Below are 13,224 nucleotides of genomic sequence, written 5' to 3' on the forward strand. Positions count from 1 at the left end.
TCTTATTTTCAGATGGAAGTAGTTATGAAAATAGAACATTATCAGCGCTTGACCAAACAAGCCGTTGCCCTTATTGAATCCGAAACCGATCTTATCGCTAATCTTTCTAATATCAGTGCCTTAATAAATATGGAACTTGACCGCCTTAATTGGGTAGGGTTCTACTTAATGAAAGACGACGAGTTAGTTCTTGGTCCTTTTCAAGGCAACCCAGCTTGTGTGCGTATTCCGGTTGGGCGTGGTGTGTGTGGTACTGCTGTCGCAGAAAACAAAGTGCAACGTATTTACGATGTTCATCAATTTGAAGGACACATTGCTTGCGATGCAGCAAGTAACTCTGAAATTGTAATTCCGTTTGAAATTAATGGGAAAGTAGCGGGCGTTCTAGACATTGATAGTCCAGAAATTGGTCGTTTTAGTGAGGTAGATGAGCAGGGTTTAACAATTTTGATGCAAGAAGTCGAAAAGCTGCTTAATTCACACGCTATCGAGGGATAAATTGAGTCGATGGAGTGGTTTTTCCTTTTCAGGTCTCTATAATACCTGAAATATTTATCTTAATGCTCGCGGAAAACCCCGTTATAACCAGGAATCCTCATGGAAAACACTGAAAAGTTAAAAAACAGCAAAGAAGTCATTGCATACGTTGCTGAATGTTTCCCTAAATGCTTTACTCTTGAGGGTGAGGCAAAACCGTTAAAAATTGGTATATTTCAAGACCTTGCGGAGCGTCTAGCGGACGATCCGAAAGTAAGTAAAACTCAGCTTCGTGCGGCGTTAAGACAATACACATCATCATGGCGTTACCTTCACGGTGTTAAGCCGGGCGCTGTACGTGTTGATCTCGATGGTAACGAATGTGGTGAGCTAGAAGCAGAACACGTTGAACATGCACAGACAGCCTTGGCAGAGAGTAAAGCTCGTGTTCAAGCTCGTCGTAAAGAGCAGGCTCAAAAAGCACGTGAAGAAGCGAAGGCAAAACCAGCCGGTAAGAAAAAGCCGCAACAACCTCGTCGTCCACAAGTGAAAAAGCAGAAATCTGAAGCTCCTGTTGAAACACGAGCACTGAATGCTGACGAAGTAACCGTCGGTAATCAAGTGAACGTCAACATGGGCAAAGGAAACATGGCTGCAACAATCGTTGAAATTAATAAGGAAGATGTGCGAGTTCAACTTTCTAATGGCCTACAAATGGTTGTGAAAGCGGAGCATCTGCGCGCTTAAAGGAGATACTCCTAAGCATGAAATGCCGTTCAAAAATCACTCTAATTGCTGCTAGCCTTTGGTTAGCAGCCTCTTCAGTCAATGCTGTAGAACCCACGACCAGTCTTAGTGACCTCACGGATGTTTTGTCCAAGTTAAAGCCCGAAGAGCAACATGCGATTGCCAGTAAAAGGGTGACTTCTCGTCTGACTCGGTCCCACTACAAACATTTCAATCTCAATGATGACTTCTCAAAACATATCTTTGACCGTTATGTGGAGATGCTCGATTACAACAAAAACATCTTTACCCAAGCCGATATCGATAGCTTTGAAAGTAAAGGCTGGACCGTCGCTCTTGATGACCAGTTGAAAGCAGGGAAGAACGCCATTGCCTTTGATGTTTACAAGTTATCGATGCAGCGTCGTTACGAGCGCTTTGATTATGCGCTGTCTTTACTTGATAAAGAGATGAAGTTCGATGCGGATGAGTCGATCGAACTGGACCGTAGTGAAGAAGCGTGGCCGAAAGATGAGGCAGAGTTAAATGAACTTTGGCGTAAACGAGTTAAATATGATGAGTTGAATCTTAAGTTGACTGGGAAAGAGTGGCCTGAAATTCAGGAAACATTGACCAAGCGATACAACAATGCCATCAAGCGTTTAAGCCAAACGCACAGTGAAGATATTTTCCAACTGTATATCAACGCATTTGCGCGTTCTATTGACCCGCATACCAGTTACCTATCACCACGCAGTGCTGACCAGTTCCAAACTGAGATGAATCTGTCGCTTGAGGGAATTGGCGCGGTGTTGCAAATGACCGATGATTATACGGTGATTCGTTCTTTGGTTGCTGGTGGACCGGCATCGAAAAGTAAGCAGTTAGCCGAAGGTGACCGTATTATTGGCGTTGGCCAAGACGGTGAAGCCATTGTTGATGTGATTGGTTGGCGTCTTGACGACGTGGTGCAACTTATCAAAGGTCCGAAAGGCAGCAAAGTCAAACTGCAAGTTTTGCCAGAAGGCAAAGAGGCAAAATCGCAAATCATCACGTTGGTCCGTGATAAAATTCGCCTCGAAGATCGCGCTGTTAAGTCAGAATTGATTGAGAAAGAAGGCAAGAAAATTGGCGTACTCGAAGTGCCAAGTTTCTACGTCGGCCTCTCTAAAGATACTGATAAACTGATTAGCGATCTTAAGCAGCAAGGTGTGGACGGCATTATTGTCGATCTTCGCAATAATGGTGGTGGCGCATTAACTGAAGCAACCGCTTTGTCAGGGCTATTTATCACTAGTGGGCCAGTAGTCCAAGTTCGCGATAGCTATGGTCGTGTTAATGTCAACAATGATACGGATGGCAAGATTAGTTATGACGGTCCAATGACGGTTCTGATTAATCGTTACAGTGCATCGGCATCAGAGATTTTTGCTGCAGCCATGCAAGATTATGGACGTGCCATTATTTTGGGTGAGAACTCGTATGGTAAGGGCACTGTACAGCAGCACCGTTCTTTAAATCATATCTACGACTTGTTTGATAATGAGTTGGGTTATGTTCAGTACACGATTCAAAAGTTCTATCGTATTAATGGTGGCAGTACACAAAACCGTGGAGTAGCCCCGGATATTGCTTATCCTACGCCAATTTTGCCACAAGATACGGGTGAAAGTGTCGAAGACAATGCGTTGCCTTGGGATAGTATTGATAAAGCGAAGTATCAAGTATTACAGCGTAACAAAAGCCTAGTGACTAAGCTTGAACAAGAACATCAAGCTCGTGTTGCCAAGGACTTAGAGTTCCGCTTTATTGCTGAAGATATCGATCAGTACAATCAGGAAAAAGATGATAATACACTGTCTTTGAATGAAAAAGTACGTAAAGAGCAAAGTGAAGAAGCGGATGAGCGTAAGTTATCTCGTATCAATGAACGTCAAAAACAACGCGGTGAAGCGCAGTATAAATCGCTTGATGACGTACCTAAAGATTATGAAGAGCCTGATGCTTATTTAGACGAATCGGTGTCTGTCATGGTTGACATGATAAACGGTTGATTATCAAAGCCTATTGAAAAAGCGAGCATGTTGCTCGCTTTTTTTATGCGCCCAATTAATGTGATTTAACTCAAATATTTTCGCTTTTTGTGATCTTCACACCTACGCTTAAAGAAAAGAGCGAGGTAAGTTCCATGCGATGGATATTCATACTCATTGCTTGTTTTAGCGGCCTAGCAAATGCGAGCAGTACCAAAGACAATAGTGATCTCACCCAATTTGACCAGCCGTTTCTATTGGGTGACTGGTATCTAGTGAATCCGAATATGGAAAATCCTCAGGAGGATTTTCGTGCGGTTAAACTGAGCCTCGACTCTTCCTACAACTTTTCTATCGACATTCAGAAACTCGATTACAGCGTGGATCATTGGGAGGGGCTGTACACGGCCAATGAAGATACGATTATTTTAGGCGTCAATAGCCAAGACCCACAAGTCTATGAATATAAGAGTAATCATAATTTATTGACTCTTAATGGAATAACTTTCACAAAAGCGCTGCCCAATGCATTGGCAGGGATTTGGTCGAGTGCTCATTTATCGGGAGAGGATGTCCTTGACAGTCAACTCGATAGCGTTGATTTAATTCTTCAGCCTGATTTTGTATTTATGTTTCGAGCCAGTAATAGTGAAGGCAGCGAAGCTGTGCATCGCGGTGTGTACTACACCGAAGGTGACCATCTTGTTTTACTGTATGAAGGAGGCGAGCATGACACTCGGTACACACTTAACCGAGATACGCTGACTCTTGAGCTTGAAGAAGGCGATGTGTACGCCGTTTTGAATCGAATTAGGTAAACTAGAATATGGGTATTATTTAGTCAGAGTGTTCGAATTCTTGATGATTACTAGCAAAATAACGAGGTATAAGGATATTATGCCTCGTTTTTTTTTTGCGACAGAGGTAAGCTTACTGTTCAAACCTAAATAGTCAGAAGGATTTAGACATGGCTCAATCTCCTCAAGCCAAATACCGCAAAGATTACCAATCTCCCTCACATACCATTACTGATATCGATTTGACGTTCGATCTTTTCGATTCCGCGACTACAGTAACCGCCATCTCTCAAGTAAAGCAGTTGCTGGATAGCACGACATTGTTTTTAGATGGGGAAGATTTGGTTCTCAAAGCGATTAACGTCGACGGTGAAGCGTGGTCCCAGTACCAAGAAGTCGAAGGTGGTTTAGAGATCCATGGTTTACCACAGCAATTTGAATTAACCGTGGTAACGCAAATTAATCCTGAGGCGAACACGGCCCTAGAAGGTTTATATAAATCGGGCGGCGCATTTTGTACTCAATGTGAAGCCGAAGGTTTCCGCCGCATTACCTATTATCAAGACCGCCCAGACGTGCTGGCAAAATACACAACAACGGTGATTGCCGATAAAGAAAATAACCCATATTTGCTGAGTAATGGTAACCGCATTGATCAAGGCGAACTTGAAGGCGGACGCCATTGGGTTAAATGGCAAGACCCACATCCAAAACCGGCGTATTTGTTTGCTCTTGTTGCTGGGGATTTCGACGTATTGCGCGATAACTTTGTTACTCAATCTGGCCGTGATGTTGCTTTAGAGATTTTCGTCGACAAAGGAAATCTTGATCGTGCAACCCACGCGATGACGTCTCTGATCAATTCGATGAAATGGGATGAGACACGGTTTGGTCTAGAGTACGATCTTGATATCTATATGATCGTTGCGGTTGATTTCTTCAACATGGGCGCTATGGAAAACAAAGGGTTAAATATTTTTAACTCGAAGTACGTTCTCGCAAATGAAACCACGGCAACCGATACTGACTATCTGGGTATTGAAGCGGTAATTGGCCATGAATATTTCCATAACTGGACGGGTAACCGTGTCACTTGTCGCGACTGGTTCCAACTTAGCCTGAAAGAAGGATTAACGGTTTTCCGTGATCAAGAGTTCTCGTCGGATCTTGGTTCACGAGCCGTAAACCGAATTAATAACGTTCGCATTATTCGCGGCCCGCAGTTCGCGGAAGACGCGAGTCCAATGTCACATCCGATTCGCCCGGATAAAGTGATTGAAATGAATAACTTCTATACCTTAACGGTTTACGAAAAAGGCAGTGAAGTTATTCGAATGATGCACACATTATTGGGTGAAGAGGGCTTCCAAAAAGGAATGAAGCTTTACTTTGAACGCCATGACGGCACGGCGGCGACTTGCGAAGATTTTGTCGCAGCGATGGAAGATGCATCAGGTGTTGACCTGACTCAATTCCGTTTATGGTACAGCCAGTCTGGTACCCCAAAAGTAACGGTGAGCAGTGAATATAATGCTTCACAAAAAACCTATGCGTTGACGATTGAGCAAGTCACTGAACCGACTAACAATCAAACCGATAAGCAGCCATTGCATATTCCGTTTGATATCGAACTCTACGATAGCAAAGGCGAAGTTATTGATTTGGTGATGGATGGCCAAGCCGTTCACCATGTGCTTGATGTTAAAGCGGCTAAGCAAACTTATGTCTTTGAAAATGTGGCTGAGAAGCCAATTCCATCGCTATTGCGAGAGTTTTCTGCGCCAGTTATTTTGGAATATGACTACCAAGATGAAGAACTGATCTTTTTGATGGTTCATGCACGGAATGAGTTCGCTCGTTGGGATGCTGGGCAAATGCTACTGGCAAAATACATTCGCAGCAACGTTCAAGCAGTACAAAGTGGTGACACTGTCACTCTTCCATCTTCTGTGATTGATGCCTTCCGTGGTGTTCTGTTAAGCGAAGAGCTTGAGCCTGCCTTCATTGCGGAAATGCTTGCTCTTCCTTCACATAATGAGGTTTCTGGTTGGTATGCGAGTGTCGATGTTGACGCGATTGCCAACGTGCTTAAGTCACTCAAAGTTCAATTAGCTCAAGAGCTGAATGATGAGTTAAGTGCTATCTATCATAGCCTGAAACAAAAAGAGTACAGCATCGATCACGCTGCTATTGGTAAACGTTCATTACGCAATGCGTGTTTGTCTTATTTGGCGCATACTGAGCTAGGGAACAGCTTGGTGCAAGCTCAGTATCAGTCTGCGAACAACATGACAGATACGATGGCCGCAATGAGTGCTGCTAATCAGGCACAGCTTTCATGTCGCGAAACTCTCATGGCTGACTACAGTGAAAAATGGAAACACGATGGTCTAGTGATGGATAAGTGGTTTATGTTGCAAGGGACAAACCCAGCAGATAACGCGCTCGACGTGATCCGTGAAACCATGAATCATGAAGCGTTTAGCTTGAAGAATCCTAACCGAACTCGCAGCTTAATTGGCGCATTCTTGAGTAACAACCCGGTTGGTTTTCACGCGAAAACAGGTGAAGGCTATCAGTTTGCGGGAGAGATACTTCGTGAGTTGAACAGCAGTAATCCGCAAGTTGCTTCACGGTTAATCGATCCATTGTTAAAATTCCGTAAATACGATGTTGAGCGCCAAGCGCTTATCAAACAGCAACTTGAAACATTGAAATCGATGGACAACCTAGCCAAAGATCTCTATGAAAAAGTGACAACCGCGCTCGATGCGTAAGTAAAAATAGGCCGGTAACGCTTTCGCTTTACCGGCTAGTTGACTTTGTAATGAACCACTACCACTTTAATCTTAATATTTCTTACCAGGTTTTTCTCGCCCATTATTCTGGGGCCGCTAGTGCCGTTGTCGTTACTACAGATCAAGGGCTTAGATTGCAAATTCCCGCTTCTCGACTGCGACCATTCTTAACTCAACTCGGTGTTAAAGGTCGGTTTAGGCTTACGACTAACCAACAAAATAAATTTTTAAAGTTAGAAATGCTATAAAGCGATTTTGCTCTAGCGTTTTAATTAGAACCTCAATCACATTCTCGAACATTTCACCTTAGACTTATCTAAAATCGATAACGATTTATCAATAAAGCTTTTACAATAAATCTGCATTACCGATGTAAAGCGCTATGCTTACAATATCCCTAATAAAAACAGATAATTCTAATCTTGGAGTGTGATTATGACCGCTCGTGAAACACTGATGCCGGTACTGCTCGAAAAAGTCTATCACTTGATTGAAGATAAAATCGAGCCAGCTCAACAATCCCTAGTAACTCAACTTGCTCAGCACCTTTTCAGTAATATTGCCCACGACGACCTCATCCAAAGGAATGAATCCGATTTGTACGGCGCCATTTTAAGTTTATGGCACCAAATCAAAGATAAGGAATCGCAAGAAATTTTAGTGCGTGTTTTCAACCCTGCGGTGAGCCGACAAGGGTGGCAATCGACGCATACCATTGTTGAAATTGCATTGCCTGACAGTCCATTTCTCGTCGATTCAATCAAAATGGCGCTCAGTCGTTTGGATTTAGCCTGTCATTTTATGTTGCATGGGCCCACGCAAATTAAACGCAGTCGTGAAGGTAACATTGAAGCGATCAATAGCGGTGAAGGTGAACTGCAATCGCTATTTCATATCGAGGTCGATCGCCTAAGTGATGATGCGGCGATGGCATCTTTAAAACAAGAATTACTCAGTATTTTGTCTGACACTCGTTTGGTCGTAAATGACTGGCAAAGTATGTCGGAAAAACTTCAACAGGTAACGAACGAAGTTGAAGCGATGAAAGACAAAATTGAAATCGAAGGAGAGCGAGCCCATGAAACCATTCAGTTTCTTCGTTGGCTCGGCGATCACAACTTCACCTTTATGGGTTATAAAGAGTATGACTTAGTAAATAAAGACGATGATTCCGAATTACGACCAACCAAAGAGCCAGGTCTCGGGTTGTTTTCGGATGTGTCTCGCGTAAAAACCGTCAAATTATCAGAGTTCTCCGAATCGGCGAGATTAGAAGCACGTAAACGTTTTTATCTGATTTTAACTAAGGGAAATTATCAATCACGGATTCATCGCCCTGCTTATACTGACTATATAGGGATTAAGAAGTTTGACAGCAAGGGTAAAGTGGTTGGTGAGCATCGGTTTACAGGTTTATATACATCCGCAGTTTATAACCAGAGTGTTGAAGGCATTCCACTGATTAGGGAAAAAGTGGAACGAATTTTAAATGCGAGTGGTTACCGTCACGGTTCATACTCGTATAAAGCACTGCATAATATTTTAGAAAATTATCCGCGCGACGAATTGCTGCAAGCTCGTGAAGAAGAATTACTTGAAGTCGGGATGGGGGTCGTGCAAATGCAAGACCGCGACCTGATTCGTGTATTTGTTCGTAAAGACCCATTCGGCCGTTTCTTTAGTTGCATGGTCTATGTCACTAAAGACAGATACAACACCGAGTTACGCCGTCACACTCAAAGAATTTTGAAGCAAGCATTCGGTTGTGAGCAAGAAGTGGAGTTCACGACGTATTTTTCTGAGAGTCCGTTGGCTCGAACGCATTACATTGTGCGTGTTGAGAACAACAATATTCCTTTCAATGTCAAAACCATAGAGCAAAATTTAATGGAAGCATCGGTAACTTGGGACGACCGTTTGTCGGAAGCAATCATTGCTAATATTGGTGAAAGCAAAGGATTGTCGTTATCGAAAGAATACATGCGAGCGTTTCCAAGATCGTATAAAGAAGATGTCATGCCAGGTTCTGCCGTTGCAGATATCGAACGTTTGGAAGCGTTGAGCGATGACCATAAATTGGGAATGTTATTTTATCGACCTCAAGAATTGGGCAGTGACTCGAAAGCGGTACGTTTCAAACTTTATCACCGAGACGAACCAATCCATCTTTCTGATGTGATGCCAATGCTCGAAAACTTAGGCTTACGTGTGATCGGTGAATCACCTTATGAAGTCCGTAAAGCCAATGGACAAGTGTATTGGATCCTCGAGTTTTTCATGTTGCATAAGAGCGATAAAAGCGTCGATCTTCGTGAAGCTCGCGATCGTTTCCAGCAAGCCTTCGCCGCCATTTGGAATGGTGAATTAGAGAGTGATGGATTCAACCGTTTGGTATTGGGAGCATCCTTGACTGGGCGAGAGATTTCTATTCTCCGTACCTATGCCAGATATATGCGACAGGTTGGCTTTCCATTTAGTCAGCAATATATAGAGGAAACGCTCAATCATTACCCAGATCTTGCTCGTGGTTTGGTTGATCTATTTAGCGCACGTTTTGATCCAAAATCCAAAGGTCATAAATTAGAAAAACAGATCGTGACTCTTATTACGGAGCAATTAGATCGTGTGGAAAGCCTCGATGACGATCGTATTGTACGCCGTTACATGGAAATGATCTTAGCGACACTGCGAACTAACTATTATCAAGTTGATGAGCACGGACAAGCGAAATCTTGGTTATCGATTAAGATGCAACCAAGCGCTATTCCTGAAATTCCTCAGCCTGTCCCCGCGTTTGAAATTTTTGTTTACGCCGCTGACTTCGAAGGTGTTCACCTAAGAGGCGGCAAGGTGGCTCGAGGTGGCTTGCGTTGGTCTGATCGCCAAGAAGATTTCAGGACAGAGATTCTTGGTCTAGTAAAGGCACAACAAGTTAAAAACACCGTTATTGTTCCTGTGGGAGCCAAAGGTGGGTTTGTATGTAAGCGTCAGCCAAGTCTTTCCAATCGAGATGAGATTTTTGCTGAAGGCCAGCGTTGTTATAAGCGTTTTATTCGCGCTTTGCTTGATGTCTCTGACAATATTATTGAGGGCAGTGTTGTCGCTCCGCAAAATGTGGTTCGTCATGATGAAGATGATCCTTACTTAGTGGTGGCGGCTGATAAAGGCACGGCGACGTTCTCTGACTTGGCTAACTCGGTATCCGCGGAATATAACTTCTGGTTAGGTGACGCATTTGCGTCTGGCGGTTCAAATGGGTATGACCACAAAGCCATGGGGATTACCGCCAAAGGTGGTTGGGAATCTGTAAAACGCCACTTTAGAGAAATGAATATTGACTGCCAAACAACCGATTTTACAGTAGTTGGTATTGGAGATATGGCCGGAGATGTATTCGGTAATGGTATGTTGCTTTCCAAACACATTCGTCTGCAAGCGGCCTTTAACCATATGCATATTTTCCTTGACCCTAACCCAGATGCGGCGACCAGTTGGAAAGAACGCGATCGGCTATTCAAACTACCTCGTTCAAGTTGGGAAGATTATAACGCTAAACTCATTTCCAAAGGAGGCGGTGTTTTTTCACGTAAAGCAAAATCAATTGTTTTGACGCCAGAAATACAAAAAATGCTGGGGACGAAAAAGGCCGCATTGGCACCAAATGAGCTGATCAAAATGATCTTAAAAATGCCAGTGGATCTGCTTTGGAATGGTGGCATTGGCACTTACGTGAAATCTTCAAAAGAAAGCCATACTGATGTGGGTGACCGCGCGAATGATGTATTGCGAGTGGATGGTCGTGAGTTACGCGCCAAAGTTGTTGGTGAAGGCGGTAACTTGGGCATGACTCAGCTTAGCCGTATTGAATTTGCCCTTAATGGTGGGCGTGTTAATACAGACTTTGTCGATAATGTTGGTGGTGTCGACTGCTCGGATAATGAAGTGAACATTAAGATATTTCTTAATGGTTTGGTCGCAAATGGTGATATGACGGTCAAACATCGCAATACCATCTTAAACTCGATGGAAGTCGAAGTCGGGGAGATCGTACTTGAGGACGCTTACCTGCAATCGGAATCTATTTCCGTGACAGAACAACAAGGTGTTTCTCTGGTTAAAGAACAAATTCGTTTTATCCATACTATGGAGAAAAGTGGTCATCTTGATCGTGTACTCGAATACATACCGGATGATGAAACGTTACTAGAACGAGAAAAACTGGGGCAAGGATTAACCCGTCCGGAACTTTCCGTACTGGTGGCTTATGGCAAGATGGTATTGAAAGAACAGTTAGTGGATGACGAGATTGCCAATGACGAATATCACCGCCAGCAACTTGGTCATTATTTCCCAACTGAGTTACGCCGTAACTATTTGCAGGAAATGGAGAACCATCCGTTGCGGGCGGAGATTATCGCGACCGCGTTAGCCAACCAGATGGTGAACGAAATGGGCTGTAATTTTGTCACCCGCCTCCAAGAAGAAACCGGAGCGTCAGTGGTTGAAGTCGCAAATGCGTATGCGGCTGCGCGCGAGATCTTTGGATTGGATAAAGTCCTCAATGCAGTGCGTAAACTCGATAATGTGGCGACAGCCTTTGCTCAATACGACGTGATTTATTACGTTCGCCGTACACTGCGCCGTTTATCGCGTTGGTTACTCAGAAATGCGCGTTCCAGCAAACAGAGTGTTCAGCAATTGGTCGAAATGTATCAACCCGATGTGCTTGAAGTTACTGATAAGCTCGATCATATGTTAGTGCCGAGTGAAGTTGAAGAGCACAAACAAATGGCCGAAGGCTGGATAAAGCAGGGGATCGATAAGCAAACCGCCGATTATGTGTCTCGTTTGTCGAGCTTACAGTCTGTACTGGATATATCAACAGTGTCCCATGAAAAAGGTAAAACGATAGAGCAAAGCGCAAAACTTTATTTTAATTTGGGTGATCGCCTGTCACTGCATTGGTTCTTAAAACAAATCAACAACCAGGTTGTTGACAATAACTGGCAAGCATTGGCAAGAGCCGCATTTAGAGAGGATCTAGATTGGCAGCAACGCCAATTGACCGCTCAAGTACTCACATGTCATAGCAATGAGAATGATGTACTGGCGGCGTTAGATTCCTGGATTGATAATAATGAGGTTGCATTAAAGCGTTGGGAGAACATCCTAAACGAGTTTAAAGTCGGCTCGGTTCATGAATTTGCTAAATTCTCGGTGGCTCTGCGAGAATTAATGCTTTTAAATTTGAATTGTTCCGCAAATCAGTAAATAATAAGGCCCCGTTTATACGGGGTTTTTTCTTTCGGAGGCACAATGCTTTACCGTTTAGCCAGAGCTGGCTTTTTCCAATTGGATGCCGAAAAGGCACACGATCTTGCCATTCAAAATTTCAAACGTTTTACCGGCACACCACTGGATCTTTTCTATCGTCAACAGCTTCCACATCGCCCTGTCGAATGTATGGGAATCACGTTTCGTAACCCAGTCGGTCTCGCCGCTGGCTTAGACAAAAATGGAGAGTGTATTGAGGCATTTGATGCCATGGGTTTCGGCTTTGTGGAAGTCGGGACTGTGACACCAAGACCTCAACCAGGCAATGAACAGCCTCGCTTATTCCGCTTAGTTGAAGCCGAGGGGATCATCAACCGAATGGGGTTCAATAACCTCGGCGTTGATCATTTGGTTGATAACGTCAAAAAGGCCAAATTCAGTTGTGTACTTGGGATCAATATTGGTAAAAATAAAGACACGCCAATTGAAAAGGGCGCTGAGGATTATCTCATTTGCATGGATAAAGTTTATGAACATGCAGGTTATATCGCGATAAATATCTCATCGCCCAATACGCCAGGGTTAAGAACACTGCAGTATGGTGCAGCGCTTGATGAATTATTGGTCGCTTTAAAAGAAAAGCAGGCACAACTTGCTGAAAAATATAACAAGTATGTACCGCTTGCTTTGAAGATCGCGCCAGATCTTGAGGATCAAGAACTTGAGCAAATCTGTCAATCGTTAATCAAGCATAAGATTGACGGCGTAATCGCAACCAATACCACGTTGGATCGCTCCATTGTTGATGGAATGAAACACGCCAACGAAGCCGGTGGCCTTAGTGGGCGTCCTCTCCAATCAAGAAGTACACAAGTGATTCGTCAATTGCATGAATTGCTTGATGGCCATTTGCCAATTATCGGGGTAGGCGGTATCGATGATTTCGTCTCCGCGAAAGAAAAGCTGATGGCAGGCTCAACGCTTGTGCAGGTTTATTCTGGTTTTATTTATAAAGGACCTGGCCTTGTCGCTGATATCGTGAAAAATATCTAAAGGGTGACACCGTCACACGCCAATTTCTTTAAATAATTGATTTGACGAAGAGGAGATGAGAAATCA

8 protein-coding genes are annotated in these 13,224 nt (G+C 43.6%); all 8 read left to right on the top strand.

What is annotated here, in order from left to right:
• Positions 1-24: 24 nt before the first annotated feature.
• The 8 genes from M1D72_RS14400 (at position 25) to pyrD (ending at position 13,158) form a co-directional block, all read left to right on the top strand.
• Positions 25-498, top strand: coding sequence for a GAF domain-containing protein (locus M1D72_RS14400; RefSeq protein ID WP_390189961.1), 474 nt, complete (start codon positions 25-27; stop codon positions 496-498).
• Between the two features lie 99 nt (positions 499-597).
• Positions 598-1,224, top strand: coding sequence for an RNA chaperone ProQ (gene proQ / locus M1D72_RS14405; protein WP_390189960.1), 627 nt, complete (start codon positions 598-600; stop codon positions 1,222-1,224).
• Positions 1,225-1,241: 17 nt separating this feature from the next.
• Positions 1,242-3,257 carry a carboxy terminal-processing peptidase gene (gene prc / locus M1D72_RS14410; RefSeq protein ID WP_390189959.1) on the top strand — a complete coding sequence of 672 codons (2,016 nt, stop codon included), beginning with the start codon at positions 1,242-1,244 and terminating at the stop codon, positions 3,255-3,257.
• 134 nt (positions 3,258-3,391) lie between these two features.
• Positions 3,392-4,054, top strand: coding sequence for a hypothetical protein (locus M1D72_RS14415; RefSeq protein ID WP_390189958.1), 663 nt, complete (start codon positions 3,392-3,394; stop codon positions 4,052-4,054).
• A gap of 149 nt (positions 4,055-4,203) precedes the next feature.
• A complete protein-coding gene (gene pepN / locus M1D72_RS14420; protein ID WP_456297359.1) occupies positions 4,204-6,810 on the top strand; it encodes an aminopeptidase N in 2,607 nt (868 codons plus the stop codon).
• A gap of 50 nt (positions 6,811-6,860) precedes the next feature.
• Entirely contained in the window at positions 6,861-7,079 is a 219-nt protein-coding gene (locus M1D72_RS14425) for a DUF2835 domain-containing protein (RefSeq protein WP_390189956.1), read from the top strand.
• A 187-nt stretch (positions 7,080-7,266) separates the two neighbouring features.
• On the top strand, positions 7,267-12,102 hold the full coding sequence (locus M1D72_RS14430) for an NAD-glutamate dehydrogenase (RefSeq protein ID WP_456297360.1): 4,836 nt from the start codon (positions 7,267-7,269) through the stop codon (positions 12,100-12,102).
• Positions 12,103-12,147: 45 nt separating this feature from the next.
• Positions 12,148-13,158, top strand: a complete 1,011-nt coding sequence (gene pyrD / locus M1D72_RS14435) for a quinone-dependent dihydroorotate dehydrogenase (RefSeq protein WP_456297361.1) — start codon at positions 12,148-12,150, stop codon at positions 13,156-13,158.
• The last annotated feature ends 66 nt before the right edge of the window (positions 13,159-13,224 follow it).

The organism is Vibrio sp. AK197, assembly GCF_053903115.1.